The organism is Pseudomonas libanensis (genome assembly GCF_001439685.1).
GTDB lineage: Bacteria > Pseudomonadota > Gammaproteobacteria > Pseudomonadales > Pseudomonadaceae > Aquipseudomonas > Aquipseudomonas libanensis.
Window position 1 is genome coordinate 363,350 of record NZ_JYLH01000002.1, and the last position, 13,280, is coordinate 376,629.

General features: G+C 62.6%; 10 protein-coding genes and 2 riboswitches. Of the genes, 4 read left to right on the top strand and 6 right to left on the bottom strand.

Annotation, left to right across the window (positions count from 1 at the left end; all coding sequences use genetic code 11):
- Positions 1-50: 50 nt before the first annotated feature.
- The 3 genes from TU73_RS04265 to cobW are packed head-to-tail and all read right to left on the bottom strand — an operon-like array spanning position 51 to position 5,880.
- Entirely contained in the window at positions 51-1,055 is a 1,005-nt protein-coding gene (locus tag TU73_RS04265) for a magnesium chelatase ATPase subunit I (protein ID WP_057011134.1), read from the bottom strand.
- Positions 1,055-4,816: a cobaltochelatase subunit CobN gene (gene cobN, locus TU73_RS04270; RefSeq protein WP_057011135.1), complete on the bottom strand. Its 3,762-nt coding sequence runs from the start codon at positions 4,814-4,816 to the stop codon at positions 1,055-1,057. The genes TU73_RS04265 and cobN overlap by 1 nt, the downstream gene beginning before the upstream one ends.
- Before the next feature lie 2 nt (positions 4,817-4,818).
- The gene (cobW, locus tag TU73_RS04275) at positions 4,819-5,880 is read right to left on the bottom strand and encodes a cobalamin biosynthesis protein CobW (RefSeq protein ID WP_057011136.1); all 1,062 of its coding nucleotides are present in this window, start codon (positions 5,878-5,880) and stop codon (positions 4,819-4,821) included.
- Between the two features lie 93 nt (positions 5,881-5,973).
- Positions 5,974-6,173, bottom strand: a riboswitch (cobalamin riboswitch).
- Between the two features lie 42 nt (positions 6,174-6,215).
- Positions 6,216-6,428, top strand: a riboswitch (cobalamin riboswitch).
- 98 nt (positions 6,429-6,526) lie between these two features.
- On the opposite strand from cobW, the gene TU73_RS04280 reads away from it, so the two are divergent.
- From TU73_RS04280 to cobM, 4 genes are all read left to right on the top strand, one after another.
- Positions 6,527-6,715: a CbtB domain-containing protein gene (locus TU73_RS04280; RefSeq protein WP_057011137.1), complete on the top strand. Its 189-nt coding sequence runs from the start codon at positions 6,527-6,529 to the stop codon at positions 6,713-6,715.
- Positions 6,716-6,726: 11 nt separating this feature from the next.
- Complete coding sequence (locus tag TU73_RS04285) at positions 6,727-7,431, top strand: CbtA family protein (protein WP_057011138.1); 705 nt, start codon at positions 6,727-6,729, stop codon at positions 7,429-7,431.
- Positions 7,428-7,820, top strand: coding sequence for a cobalamin biosynthesis protein (locus tag TU73_RS04290; protein ID WP_057011139.1), 393 nt, complete (start codon positions 7,428-7,430; stop codon positions 7,818-7,820). The genes TU73_RS04285 and TU73_RS04290 overlap by 4 nt, the downstream gene beginning before the upstream one ends.
- A 71-nt stretch (positions 7,821-7,891) precedes the next feature.
- Complete coding sequence (cobM, locus tag TU73_RS04295; RefSeq protein ID WP_057011140.1) at positions 7,892-8,638, top strand: precorrin-4 C(11)-methyltransferase; 747 nt, start codon at positions 7,892-7,894, stop codon at positions 8,636-8,638.
- 468 nt (positions 8,639-9,106) lie between these two features.
- On the opposite strand, the gene nfuA is transcribed toward cobM, so the two are convergent.
- The 3 genes from nfuA to TU73_RS04310 form a co-directional block, all read right to left on the bottom strand.
- On the bottom strand, positions 9,107-9,691 hold the full coding sequence (gene nfuA, locus TU73_RS04300) for a Fe-S biogenesis protein NfuA (RefSeq protein ID WP_003190728.1): 585 nt from the start codon (positions 9,689-9,691) through the stop codon (positions 9,107-9,109).
- A gap of 59 nt (positions 9,692-9,750) precedes the next feature.
- Positions 9,751-10,776: an acyltransferase family protein gene (locus TU73_RS04305; protein WP_057011323.1), complete on the bottom strand. Its 1,026-nt coding sequence runs from the start codon at positions 10,774-10,776 to the stop codon at positions 9,751-9,753.
- Between the two features lie 87 nt (positions 10,777-10,863).
- Positions 10,864-13,155, bottom strand: a complete 2,292-nt coding sequence (locus TU73_RS04310; RefSeq protein WP_057011141.1) for a fatty acid cis/trans isomerase — start codon at positions 13,153-13,155, stop codon at positions 10,864-10,866.
- Positions 13,156-13,280: the final 125 nt, after the last annotated feature.

The window sequence follows — 13,280 nt, forward strand, 5'->3', positions numbered from 1 at the left end:
CCCCGACTGGGGCCGGGCACCCGCCCCCGCGTCAGGTCGGGGGCGAATGCCTAGGGCTTTTTTGGCCAGGTGGGTACATCGCGGCGCATGCCCGTGGGCAAGGCGGGTGCGGGCGTATCGCCCCATTGGCCTTGGCCGGGCGAGGTGTCAGAGGGGGAAGACGACGGCCCGTCATTCGGCTGGGGCGGCGCGCCTGGCGGGGTTGGGTGCTGGCGGCGATGGCGCAAGGCGAACTCCGCCACCGCCTCGATATCGTCCTGCTCGATAGCGGCGGCGCCACGCCAGGCCGCATGGGCGCGGGCGCCACGCAACCAGACCAGGTCGGCACGCAGGCCGTCGACCCCAGCGGCAAAGCAGCGCTCGGTGATGCGGGACAACGCCTGGTCATCCAGGGCGATACTGTCTAGCCGTGCCCGCGCCACGGTGCAGCGTTCGCGCAAGGCAGCTTGCGCTGGCGCCCACTGCGCGCAGAACGCAGCCGGGTCAGTGTCGAAATCCAGGCGACGACGAATGATCTGCCCGCGCTCGGCGGGCAAGGTCTGCCCGCTCAATGCCACGTTGAAGCCGAAGCGGTCGAGCAACTGCGGGCGCAGCTCGCCCTCCTCCGGGTTCATGGTGCCGATCAGTACAAAGCGCGCCGCATGGCGATGGGAAATCCCGTCGCGTTCGATCAGGTTGGTGCCGCTGGCGGCCACGTCCAGCAGCAGGTCCACCAAGTGGTCGGCCAGCAGGTTGACTTCATCCACGTACAATACGCCGCCATCGGCCTTGGCCAGCACGCCCGGGGAAAATTGCGCACGGCCTTCGCCCAGCGCGGCGTCCAGATCCAAGGTGCCGACCAGGCGCTCTTCGGTCGCGCCCAGGGGCAAGGTCACAAACTGCCCACTGGCCAACAGGTCTGCCAGCCCACGGGCCAGGGTCGACTTGGCCATGCCCCGTGGCCCTTCGATCAGCACGCCGCCGATCTTCGGGTCGATGGCGGCCAGGCACAGCGCGAGCTTCAAGTCATCAGCGCCGACCACGGCGGCCAGCGGGAAATGCGCAGTATCAGTCATCAGCTGTCTTCTTCTATATCCAGCAACAGGTTTTCCAACGCCTCGCGATACGCCCCCGGCTCCTGCCACATGCCCCGCTGCTGGGCTTCGAGCATGCGCTCGGTCATATCCCGCAGGGCATCGGGGTTGTGCTGTTGCACAAAAGCGCGGGTGTCAGGGTCGAGCAGGTAGGCATCTGCCAGCAGCGCGTATTGATGATCGTCGATCAGCGCGGTGGTGGCGTCGAAGGCGAACAGGTTGTCCACGGTCGCGGCCATTTCAAACGCGCCTTTATAGCCATGGCGCTTCACGCCTTCGATCCACTTGGGGTTGGCCGCACGGGAACGGATCACCCGGTTCAGCTCTTCCTTCAAAGTGCGGATTTTCGGCACGTCCGGCTGGCTGTGGTCGCCGTGGTAGCTGGCGGCCTTTTCGCCGCTCAGGGTTTCCACGGCGGCCAGCATGCCGCCCTGGAACTGGTAGTAGTCATTGGAATCGAGCAGGTCGTGCTCGCGATTGTCCTGGTTCTGTAACACCGCCTGCACCTGGCTCAAACGCTGGGCAAATTGCTCTCGGGCCGCGGTGCCTTCATCGGAGCCACCGTAGGCATAACCGCCCCAGTTCAGGTAGACCTCGGCCAAGTCCTCGCGGCTCTGCCACAAGCGCCCGTCAATCGCGCCCTGCACGCCCGCGCCATAGGCACCCGGTTTGGCGCCGAAAATGCGCCAGCCGGCCTGCTTGGCCGCAGCACCTTCATCCAGGCCAGACTCAAGCAATGCTTGGCGTTCACTGCGCACTTTGGCGGCCAGCGGATTCATGTCGTCGGGTTCATCCAGGGCCGCCACCGCCTGCACTGCCGCGTCGAACAGGCGGATCAGGTTGGCAAACGCATCGCGGAAGAACCCGGACACGCGCAGGGTCACGTCCACGCGCGGGCGATCCAATAAGCTGATCGGCAGGATCTCGAAATCGTCCACCCGCTGGCTGCCAGTAGCCCACACCGGGCGCACGCCCATCAGTGCCATGGCCTGGGCGATATCGTCACCGCCTGTGCGCATGGTGGCGGTGCCCCATACCGACAGGCCGAGCTGGCGCAGGTGGTCGCCGTGGTCTTGCAGGTGCCGCTCAAGAATCAAGTTGGCCGACTGGAACCCGAGGCGCCAGGCCGTGGTGGTTGGCAGGTTGCGTATGTCCACGGTAAAGAAGTTACGCCCCGTAGGCAGCACATCCAGCCGACCGCGACTCGGCGCACCGCTGGGCCCCGCCGGGACAAAACGCCCACTCAAGGCATCGAGCAAGCCGCGCATCTCTGCGGGGCCGCAGGCATCCAGGCGTGGCGCGACGACAATGCGCAGGCTTTCGATCACCGACTTCACCTCCTGCCAGCCGGGCTCTTCCAACTGTTCGATGGGGCCTTCCAATGCCTGCTCGATCAAGCGCGCCGCGTACAACTCCAGACGTTCACGGGAATCCCCGGCCGTACGCCACAACTGATCGTCAATCTTCTGCAACACCAACGGGCGCCGCCCCGTCCAGGGCTCGGCCAATGCGCAATCGAGCGGATCAAACCCCAGGTCGAATGCCTTGGCCAACACTCGCAGCAGGCTCGACTGCGGGCCCCGGCCATCGCCACGGGGAATGCGCAACAGCGCCAGCAAGGTGTCGATACGCAAACGGCCCTCGGGCGACTCGCCAAAGATATGCAGGCCATCGCGGATCTGCGACTCCTTCAAGTCGCACAGGTAGGTGTCCAGGCGCGGCAGCCACACCGCCGCGTCCGCCTCACTGCCCAGTTCAAGCTCCTGGTCGATACGGGTTTCGCGCACCAGCTTGAGGATGTCTTTTTGCAGCTCCAGCGCACGGCGCGGGTCGAGCAATTGCGCCTCGTAATATTCGTCAGCCAACAACTCAAGGTCACGCAGCGGGCCGTAGGTTTCGGCGCGGGTCAGCGGTGGCATCAGGTGGTCGATGATCACCGCCTGGGTGCGTCGCTTGGCCTGGGCGCCCTCACCTGGGTCGTTGACAATAAACGGATAGATATTCGGCAGCGGCCCGAGCAATGCATCCGGCCAGCAGTTTTCCGACAGGCCCACGCCTTTGCCCGGCAGCCATTCCAGGTTGCCGTGCTTGCCCACATGGATCACGCCATGAGCGCCGTAGGTGTGGCGCAACCAGAAATAGAACGCCAGGTAGCCATGGGGCGGCACCAGGTCCGGGTCGTGGTACACGGCACTGGCGTCCACCTGGTAACCCCGGGCCGGCTGGATGCCGACAAAGGTCAGGCCCAGGCGCAGGCCGGCGATCATCATGCGGCCGTCGCGAAACATGGGATCGTCTTGCGCGGTGCCCCAACGTTCCAGTACAGCCTGGCGATTGGACGCCGGCAAGCGCTCGAACATCGCCTGGTAATCCTCCAGGCCCAGGCTTTGGTGGCACGGGCGCAGGTCGAGGCTGTCGAGGTCGTTGGTGACACCACCGAGCAGCGCATGGATCAATGCGGTGCCGCTATCGGGAAGCACCTCTGCCACCGGGTAGCCTTCAGATTGCAAGGCACGCAGGATATTCAGCGCCGCCGCCGGGGTGTCCAGGCCCACGCCATTACCAATACGCCCATCTCGGGTCGGGTAGTTGGCGAGGATCAGGGCAATGCGCTTATCGACATTGGGCACCCGGGCCAAATCGACCCAGCGCCGCGCCAATTCAGCGACAAAGTCCATGCGTTCAGGGGCTGCGCGATAGCACACCACGTCCGACTGGCTGCGCTCGCTGCGCCAGGCCAGGTCCTTGAAGCTGATCGGCCGGCTGATGATGCGCCCATCCAGCTCCGGCAAGGCAATATGCATCGCCAGGTCGCGGGGGCCAAGCCCCTGTTCGCTGGCCTGCCAGCCGGGCTGGTTGTCCTGGGCGCAGATCGCCTGGATCACCGGGATATTGCGACGAAACGGGCGCAGGTGCGGGGCTTCGGGGCTGGACTGGGCAAAGCCGGTGGTGTTGAGGATCACCGCGGCGTGCACGTCGTCCAGCAGGTCCTCGACCACCGTGAGGCAGCCGGGCTCTTTCAAGCTGGCCACCGCGATGGGCAACGGGTTGAGGCCCGCCGCCTGCAAGCGCTGGCAGAACACATCGATAAAACCGGTATTGGCCGCCTGCAAGTGGGAGCGATAGAACAGCACGGCGGCCACGGGGAGGTCAGCGCGCCAATCCACCTGCCAGTCATTGAGGCGGGCATTGGCTTTACCAGGGTGATAGATCGCCGTGCGCGGCAAGGTTTGCGGCTCGGCCCATATATAGTCGCGGCCCAGATGGGCGCTGGCCAGGCAATGATAAAAATCCAGCGCGTTACCCAGGCCACCCTGACGCAGGAAATGCCACAGGCGCTCGCACTGTTCGGCATCAACGGTGCTCAGGCCGCTGAGCTCCGGGTCGGGGCGGTCATCCCCCGGCACCAAAATCAGCGTGACGCCGCGCTCGGCCAGTTCCACCAGGCGCTCTATGCCGTAGCGCCAGTAACCAATGCCGCCATGCAAGGAAATCAGAATCACCTTGGCGTGGCGCAACACCTCATCGACGTACAGGTCGACGGAGGCATGGTTTTGCACCTGCATCGGATTGGCCAGGCGCAGGCTCGGGTAATCCTCGGGCAACTGTTGGGCTGCTTCGGCGAGCAGCGCCAGGCTGGAGTCGCCGCTGCACAGGATCACCAGCTCGGCAGGGGTTTGGCCAAGGTCGGCAATATTGTCGTCCGCGACGAAACCACCGGGTTGGGTCCTGAGCAGATGCATGGTTAAACGCTGAGGGCAGCGCGCAATTGCGCTTCAAGGCCGGCGGCATCCAGTTCCTGGCCGATCAGTACCAGGCGCGTGGTACGAGCTTCATCGGCGCCCCAGGCACGGTCGAAGTGCTTGTCGAAGCGCGTGCCCACGCCCTGGATCAACAGGCGCATCGGTTTGTTCGGGATAGCGGCGAAGCCTTTGACGCGCAGAATGCCGTGCTGCACGACCAATTGGGCCAGCGCGTCGAGCAACAGCGCTTCGTCGGCTTGAGGCAGGTCGATGGAAATGGAGTCGAAGGCATCGTGATCATGGTCGTCCTCACCGTCATGGTGATGATCATGATGGCTGTGGCGAGCGTCGATATGCTCCTCGGAGCCTGCGCCCAGGCCAATCAGCACGTCCAACGGCAGGCGACCGCTGCTGGCTTCGATGACCTTCACCGCTGGCGGCAGCTCCTCGGCGACTTCCAGGCGCACGCGGGCCAGGTCTTCGGCGCTGATCAGGTCGGCTTTGTTGAGGATCACCAGGTCGGCGCTGGCCAGTTGATCGGCGAACAGTTCATGCAATGGCGACTCGTGGTCCAGGTTCGGGTCGAGTTTGCGCTGGGCGTCGACTTGATCCGGAAACGCGGCGAAGGTGCCGGCGGCCACGGCCGGGCTGTCGACCACGGTGATCACTGCGTCGACAGTGCAGGCGCTGCGGATTTCCGGCCATTGGAAGGCTTGCACCAGCGGCTTGGGCAGGGCCAGGCCCGAGGTTTCGATGAGGATATGGTCCAGGTCACCGCGACGGGCAACCAGTTCGCGCATCACCGGGAAGAACTCTTCCTGCACGGTGCAGCACAGGCAACCGTTGGCCAGCTCGTAGACGCGGCCATTGGCTTCTTCTTCGGTACAACCGATGGAGCACTGCTTGAGGATTTCACCATCAATACCCAGCTCACCGAACTCGTTGACGATCACCGCAATGCGACGGCCCTGGGCGTTGTCGAGCATATGCCGCAACAAGGTGGTCTTGCCCGAGCCGAGGAAGCCGGTAACGATGGTGACGGGGAGTTTGGCCAGTGTTTTCATCGGATGCCCTTTGGGGCGGGCATACGGGACGACAGGCCCTGCGGCGGCGCGCAGCAGCGGATTTCGTCACCGGATCACCCCGCCCGGTTGAAGTGGAAAATCAGTTACGAGGCAGGTCTCCTGGCTTGGGGTGTGCAGGTCTTGCGACCGACGCTGGCTGCGCCTTCCCGCCCTAACGGCAGTGGCGTGGCAGTCAACTGAACCCTTCACAGTTGCGGGGGCAGCCGCGGCTTGAACCGCGTTCCCTTCTTAGCTTCGGCCTGGGCCGAAGAACCTCGAAGGTGCAAGGCTACAGGGGCTTGCAGCATTTGACTACCGTCCCCGGCCCATGCTCTCCTACACGTCTTGTTTCGGGTGCCCTTCACGGGGTGAAACGGGAAACCGGTGCGTCATAGACCTATGACCAGTCCGGTGCTGCCCCCGCAACGGTAAGCGAGCGAAGCGTCACGGCCACTGTGCTTTTGCATGGGAAGGCGATGCTTTCAGGAGGACTCTTTCAAGAGCCGCCCCTCGCAAGCCCGGAGACCGGCCCGAAAAATCCAGATAACAAACCCGCGGTGGGCGGGCGCTGTTCAGAACCCCGCGTGCCTGGCGCGTGGGGGTTCTCATGCGCTCGTTTCACCCTGACACCTGAAAGGGACGCGCCATGTCGATCATCAGCAGCACTTCGCACTCCGCCACTAGCACCGCCACCCTCAGCCAACGCCTGGCCGCCGCCATCGGCGCGTCGATCCTCGGCGCGTGCCTGGTGTATTTCGCCGGGTTCTCGCATATCGAGGCGGTGCATAACGCTGCTCACGATACCCGCCACAGCGCCGCGTTCCCGTGCCATTGAGACCTGCCGACATGATCAAGCGTATTGCTCAAACTGCAGGCTTCACCGGCCTGCTGGCCGCCCTGCTGCTGACCCTGCTGCAAAGTTTCTGGGTGGCACCGCTGATTCTCCAGGCGGAAAGCTATGAAAAAGCCCCGCCAGCCGCCGAAGTGGTGCACGAGCACGCCGCTGACGCTGCTGCCCACAGCCACGATGCCCAAGCCTGGGAGCCGGAAGATGGCTGGCAGCGTGTGTTGTCCACTACTGGAGGCAACCTGGTGGTGGCCGTAGGCTTTGCACTGATGCTCGCCGGCCTCTACACGCTGCGCGCGCCAACCCGCACCGCCCAAGGCCTGCTCTGGGGCCTGGCCGGCTACGTGACCTTTGTACTGGCACCCACCCTGGGCCTGCCACCGGAACTGCCGGGCACTGCGGCGGCGGACCTGACGCTGCGCCAGACCTGGTGGATCGGCACCGCAGCCTCCACCGCCGCTGGCCTGGCGCTGATCGTGTTCGGTGGCAACTGGCTGTTGAAAGGGCTTGGACTGGCGGTCCTTGTCGTACCCCACGTCATCGGCGCGCCGCAACCTGAGGTACATTCGATGCTGGCCCCGGAGGCGCTCGAAGCGCAGTTCAAGATCGCCTCGCAATTGACCAACGTCGCCTTCTGGCTGGCCTTGGGCCTGATCAGCGCCTGGTTGTTCCGCCGCAACCGCGACGACCAATACTCGGCATGATCCTGGTCGTCGGCTTGGGCTGCCAGCGCGGCTGTGAAGTTCACAGCCTGCTGACGTTGCTTGACAGCGCCCTGGCCGAGGCCGGCCTTCAGCGCTCACGCGTGACCGCGTTGGCAAGCATTGACCGCAAACGCGATGAACCTGGGCTGCTGGCGCTGGCCCAGCGGTTGAACCTGCCCTTGCAGTGCTTCAGCGCCGACCAACTGGCGGGCTATGAACATCGGCTGAGCCATCGCTCAGCGCTGGCTTTTGCCCACACCGGCTGTTACGGCGTGGCCGAAAGCGCCGCCCTGGCCCTGACCGAACACCTGTCCAATGGCCCTGCGCGCCTGCTGATCACACGCCAGAAAAACGTACAGGCCACCCTTGCATTGGCCTGCGCGAGCTAAAATTCCCGATAATTGCTGCTCTTGAGTATGAGCCGTGTTCATGCTCGCCCGTTTTTGAACAGGACTTCTCCATGACCGTCTACTTTATCGGCGCCGGCCCCGGCGACCCGGAATTGATCACCGTCAAGGGCCAGCGGCTGATCCGCAGTTGCCCGGTGATCATCTATGCCGGCTCGCTGGTGCCCGCCGCCGTACTGGAAGGTCATCAGGCACTCCAGGTGGTCAACAGCGCCGAGCTGCACCTGGAACAGATCATCGAGCTGATCAAGACGGCCCATGCCAATGGCCAGGATGTGGCGCGGGTGCACTCCGGCGATCCCAGCCTGTATGGGGCGATTGGTGAACAAATACGCCATTTGCGTGAGCTGGGCATCCCTTTCCAGATCATTCCAGGGGTCACGGCGGTGGCGGCGTGCGCGGCCTTGCTGGAGACCGAACTGACCCTGCCGGACATCGCCCAAAGCGTAATCCTGACCCGTTATGCCGATAAAACCAGCATGCCCCCCGGTGAAGACTTCGACAGCCTGGCGCGACATGGCACCACGATGGCGATTCATCTGGGGGTCAATCATCTGCAGAAGATCGTTGCTGAACTGGTGCCGCACTATGGCGCGGACTGCCCGATTGCCGTGGTACACCGTGCCACCTGGCCGGATCAGGATTGGGTGGTCGGTACGCTGAGTGATATTGCCGAGAAAGTCGCGGCGAAGGGGTTTCGGCGGACAGCGTTGATTGTGGTGGGCCGGGTGTTGTCCAGTGACAGCTTCAGCGAGTCGTCGCTGTACCGCGCAGGGCATGCGCACCTCTATCGCCCCTGAAGAAACACAGTCAACCCTGTGGGAGCCATCACAGCTGGTCATTTACCCATCTTTGCTGCGACGCTGAACCTGTGGCGAGGGAGCTTGCTCCCGTGGTGGCCCGAACAGCCAGCGCATATCTAATTGACGCGCCACGATCCAACTGTGGGAGCTGGCTTGCCTGCGAAAGCGGTGGTTCAGTTAAAGATTCAGTGGCTGACACACCGCTATCGCGGGCAAGCCCGCTCCCACAGGGGATCTGCGCCGGGCGCTGATTCTGTGGGCAATGCATGACCAGTGTGGGAGCTGGCTTGCCTGCGATAGCGGTGGTTCAGTTGAAGATTCAGTGACTGACAGGCCGTCATCGCAGGCAAGCCAGCTCCCATAGTTGATCCGATTTGTTAGATATATTTCTCAACCTACTGAATTTTAAGCATAAAAAACGGCGCTCACGGGGCGCCGTTTTTATGTTCGCAGTGAACACCTTACTCAGTAGTAGGCGTTTTCTTTCTGCGTGTGGTCGGTTACGTCACGTACACCTTTGAGCTCAGGAATACGCTCCAGCAGCGTGCGCTCGATACCTTCGCGCAAGGTCACGTCCGCCTGGCCACAGCCCTGGCAACCACCGCCGAACTTCAACACGGCGATACCGTCATCCACCACGTCGATCAGGCTCACCTGGCCGCCGTGACTGGCCAGCCCCGGGTTGATCTCGGTTTGCAGGTAGTAGTTGATGCGCTCATTGACCGGGCTGTCGGCGTTGACGTTCGGCACCTTGGCGTTGGGGGCCTTGATGGTCAACTGGCCGCCCATACGGTCGGTGGCGTAGTCGACCACGGCGTCGTCCAGGAAGGCTTCGCTGAAGGCGTCGATGTACGCAGTGAAGCTTTTCAGCCCCAAGGCGGTGTCTTCAGGCTTCTCTTCGCCGGGCTTGCAGTAGGCAATGCAGGTCTCGGCGTACTGGGTGCCGGGCTGGGTGATAAAGACGCGGATACCAATACCCGGGGTGTTCTGCTTGGACAGCAGGTCAGCCAGGTAATCGTGGGCGGCGTCGGTAATGGTTATGGCAGTCATGGAAACTCCTCACAGGCTTGCCGGCAGTTTACGCCAAATCATTACAGAGGTACAAAGTCCTAGTATTTTTGTCGGGAAATAATTGCCTGATCCTCGACACCCAGCCAACGCTTGAGCGGGCGATAGGTTGCCTTCTCCAGCCATTGGTAGCTGACGTACGCGCCCAGCGCCGTCACTACGATGCATACCGGCAGGATTGTGTAGGGATCTATTGCGTTTCGGTCAGCAATCCATCGCCCGGCGGCCAGCACCAGCACGTGGATCAGGTATACCGAATAAGAGCAATCGCCGAGCATTTTCAGCATGCGCGAACCTTGGAAGTAAGGCTCCAGCGTTACACAGCTGATAACCAATATCGCGCTGGGCACCCCCCATTCAAGCGCACGGGGTACATCTGCCCCGTAATAAATCGCCGCCAGGGCCACCGCGATCCCGGATAACGGCAGCCATGCCCTGGACCGGCACAGGCCACGGCGGTACAGCATGCCGATCACGATACCCATCAGAAACTCAAGCACGATGTCGTTATGGTAAAAACCACTGGCCAGGTCCAGGGCGGGACTGAGGACATAGCACACCAAGTACAACAAACCTGCCACCACCCACAACCGATATGAACGGCTAACCAGCAAGGCCACGGCAAACAGAACGTAGAAGAGCATCTCGAAGTTCAGGGTCCAGCCGACATCCAGCAGCGGATACACCCCAAAACCGCCAGGGTTCTCGGCGGGAATGAACAGCATCGACAGGAGCACATGGCCCAGCGCCAGCTCAGCATCGGGAAACATCGACGGCACTGTCGGAACCAGCACGGCCATGAACAACGTATAGAACCAATACGCTGGAGCGATCCGCGCCAGGCGCATAAGCATGAATTGCCACGGCGTCAGCGCCTTATCTGCAGTGGCGAGAAAGATCACCAGGCCGCTGATGACGAAGAATATGTCCACCCCGATGCCGCCCTTGTCGGCAAACAGATAAGCCAGTGGGTTATGCACCTCAAATTCAAAAAACACTTGCGTGAAGTGGTGCCCGAACACCACCCACGCCGCCAGCGCCCGTAGCGCCTGCACTGAAACCAACATCATCGGAATACCTTTTCCAATCCCGCAAGGCAACTGTCCGACCGCTTCAGCACCTGCTCAAGGCGATGACTGGATCACTGACTACCGTTATAGGTTCTCATAGCGGTTCATGTCCAATACGCCCTCTTCCACCGGCGTGGTTTCATGAATGTATCGCGACAAGTCGTGGAAATACTGCCAGAACAACGGATGGCTGCGGCGCACGCCCCAGCGGTCGACAATCTGCTCAAACCCTTTGGCGTCCTGGGCCTGCTGCATGCGTGCGACAAATTCAGGCACTTCCCGGGCCGGAATATTGAACATGAAGTTCGGATAACTGCTCATGACCCCGGGATAGATGGTCAGCGTGTCCAACCCCGGCTGGTAGCGATAGGCCTCACCCAGCAGGAACGCCACGTTACTGTGGGCACGGTTGCGCAGCATGCTGTACACCACACGCTGGCCGCCGGTGGTCTCGATGCGCAGCATCGTGGCTTCGGGTAACTGGTCGATCACCTTGAGTCCCGCCGCGGGCCGCGACGTCAGGCGGCTAAGCGCTTGTTCGGCATCCTGCAGGTCTGGGTCGATAGCGGTGCGCGAGCAATAGGCCCCCGCGCAGCGGTTGATCGGATCCGGGCTGGCGTTCAAATCGTCGTAACGCGCCAACAGCTGGTTGGCGAAATCACGCTTGGGATCCTTCTCGTCCAGATGCAAGCCCGTGGGCTTATCGTCATCAATGGCTTCATAGTCCAGCCACAGCTTGAGCTTGCCGCTGTTCTGGTACCAGTCATCGAGGAAATTCTCGCGGGTGTCAGCCGGCATCAGGCGCAGGAAATTCTGCTCGGCGCCGTTACGGATCAAGTCGAAGTACAGGCGCGTCTGGGCCTGGTGCGACACGTTGCCAAACACGTCGAAGTTCACCGCCAACTGGTAATAGGTGCGCTCCAGCAGCGGGTAATCGAACAGCCACATCGTCTGCGGCACCTCGCCGATCAGGCCCTTGGTGACCGAGGCGCTGTCAAAATGACGAAAAATCGTCAGCAAGGCATTGTCATTGCCCGCCCACAGGCTCGACCAGCTCGGTGGCGGCACGTCTGCATAGCTGTCACGGCGCAAGGCTTCGTATTGGTTGCGTTTGTCGCGGTAGGCCAGCCACAGGCTCAGCACGCTGCCCACGTCATCGTTCTGTCCCGGCATCGCCAGCAACGGCGTGGTCTGCCCACGATAGCGCGCATCGGTGATGTAGAGGTCGTGGTCCGGGTCCTGGAACAGGGCCCAGAAGTTATCGCGGATCACATCCGTGGCGATCTGCCCACGACACACCGGCCCGCGGATAAAAGTGCGCACGAAGTATTCGGCGTTATCCAGCATGAACTGGTAGCGAGCCTTGGCCGGGATGGCTTCGAAGGTTTCAAACGGGTTGGCGCGGCGCCCTGGGCCGTAGCCCGGCAAAGCGCTCGCTTGCCAGTCACCGGAATAGAACAGCGCCTTGATCCGCGCCATTTTCGCCGGGCTGAACGGGTAAGTGATGTGGGTTTTATGCACGATCACGCCCTGCACCGGCCATAGGCGGTAATAGACTCTGGTGCCTGGGTCATCATTGGGGCGGCGGGTGGCGATCAGGTCGATGGGCTGGCCGCTTGGCGTACGTGAACGGACCCACTGGAAGAAATGTCCCGGCTCGCCGTTCTCAAAGTGGATATGGGCCAGGAACAGATGCTCGTACAACCAGCGCGCCACCAGGCTTTGCCGGGCACCGGGCTGGTTGAACAGGCTTTCCCATTGCTGCACCTGCAGGGCCTCTTTGGCGCTGGGTGCCAGGCCTTGTTCGTCAATCGGTGCACCCCGGGCCAGCCAGCGTTGCAGGGTCTGGTATTGCTGGTCGGACAAGCCAGTGACGGCCAGCGGCATGCCTTCCTCGGGATGGGCGCCGGCGTAGGCGTTGAACTCGCCAGGTGTCGCACACATGTTTTCGCGGTTCAGGCCCAGGGCGATGCCTTCCGGCAGCTTGGCATTGGGCTGCAACGGCGCGTTGTGCCCCAGCTCAAGCATGCGCGCCATCAGCGCGGCCTGGCTGCCCTGGGCATCGAGTACCGAATAGAAGCCCTTCTGCTGCCAGGCATGCTGGCCGAAAGCGTCGTAGAACAAGCGGGTGGTCGGTGCCGCCCGGCTCCGCTCGCCATCGTATACCGGCACCTTGCTCGCACCACGGGCCGCTCCCTCGGCACTGCCCAGGTTAAGCTGGCAGGCGGAGTCGTAGCAGGCATGGCAGGCCACGCACTTCTCGGTGAAAATCGGCTGGATGTCGCGGGTATAGGAGATCGCCGCAGCGGGACCCTGTGCCTGGGCGGTACAGGCGACCAGTGCCAGGAAGGCGCTGGTGAAAAAGCGAAGTGACATGTATCCGGTCCCGATTCAATGCGCGCTAGAGTGCCGGCGATTCTACCGGGCCACGGTCGCCCTCAACATGAGCGATATTCATGCAAAACCAACACATGCTCCAAATCGGCACAGGTTTGCTATGA

Excerpts from the sequence above, each read along its gene's own strand:
- TU73_RS04265 (WP_057011134.1), bottom strand. The coding sequence starts at position 1,055 with ATGACTGATACTGCGCATTTCCCGCTGGCCGCCGTGGTCGGCGCTGAT.
- cobN (WP_057011135.1), bottom strand. The coding sequence starts at position 4,816 with ATGCATCTGCTCAGGACCCAACCCGGTGGTTTCGTCGCGGACGACAAT.
- cobW (WP_057011136.1), bottom strand. The coding sequence starts at position 5,880 with ATGAAAACACTGGCCAAACTCCCCGTCACCATCGTTACCGGCTTCCTC.
- TU73_RS04280 (WP_057011137.1), top strand. The coding sequence starts at position 6,527 with ATGTCGATCATCAGCAGCACTTCGCACTCCGCCACTAGCACCGCCACC.
- TU73_RS04285 (WP_057011138.1), top strand. The coding sequence starts at position 6,727 with ATGATCAAGCGTATTGCTCAAACTGCAGGCTTCACCGGCCTGCTGGCC.
- TU73_RS04290 (WP_057011139.1), top strand. The coding sequence starts at position 7,428 with ATGATCCTGGTCGTCGGCTTGGGCTGCCAGCGCGGCTGTGAAGTTCAC.
- cobM (WP_057011140.1), top strand. The coding sequence starts at position 7,892 with ATGACCGTCTACTTTATCGGCGCCGGCCCCGGCGACCCGGAATTGATC.
- nfuA (WP_003190728.1), bottom strand. The coding sequence starts at position 9,691 with ATGACTGCCATAACCATTACCGACGCCGCCCACGATTACCTGGCTGAC.
- TU73_RS04305 (WP_057011323.1), bottom strand. The coding sequence starts at position 10,776 with ATGTTGGTTTCAGTGCAGGCGCTACGGGCGCTGGCGGCGTGGGTGGTG.
- TU73_RS04310 (WP_057011141.1), bottom strand. The coding sequence starts at position 13,155 with ATGTCACTTCGCTTTTTCACCAGCGCCTTCCTGGCACTGGTCGCCTGT.